Genomic DNA, 467 nt, shown 5'->3' with positions numbered 1-467 from the left:
GATCACCGCGCTCGCACCGGATCTGGTGATCGCGAACAAGGAGGAGAACCGCGAGCTGGACGTGCGGCGGCTGCGGGAGGCCGGCGTGCCGGTGTGGGTGACCGTCGTGGAGACGGTGCCGCAGGCGATCGGGTCGCTGGAGCGGCTGTTCACGCAGGTGCTGCGGACCGGGGAGCCGGGGTGGCTGGGGGAGGCGCGGGAGCTGTGGACGGGGGAGGTGCCGCCGGTCACGGCGAGTGTCGCCGTGCCGGTCTGGCGTGATCCGTGGATGGTCGTCGGGGGGCCGACCTTCACGGGGGATCTGCTGCGCCGCGCCGGGTTCGCCAATGTGTTCGATTCGGACGCGCGGGGCCGGTATCCGCGGGTGGACGTGGAGGAGATCCGCGCGGACGTGGTGCTGCTGCCGGACGAGCCGTACGCGTTCTCGGAAGCGGACGGTCCGGAGATGTTCCCGGACGCGGCGGTGC

General features: G+C 72.6%; 1 protein-coding gene. It reads left to right on the top strand.

Annotated elements, in window-relative coordinates; translation table 11 throughout:
• Nucleotides 1–467, top strand: a 467-nt coding sequence (locus AOK24_RS29240; RefSeq protein WP_240554184.1) for a helical backbone metal receptor, incomplete at both ends; no start/stop codon positions are given.

The organism is Streptomyces niveiscabiei (assembly GCF_001419795.1).
Classification (GTDB): Bacteria; Actinomycetota; Actinomycetes; order Streptomycetales; family Streptomycetaceae; genus Streptomyces; species Streptomyces niveiscabiei.
The sequence above is the reverse complement of the archived record's forward strand: the minus strand, read 5'-3'. Positions and strand labels throughout refer to the sequence as shown.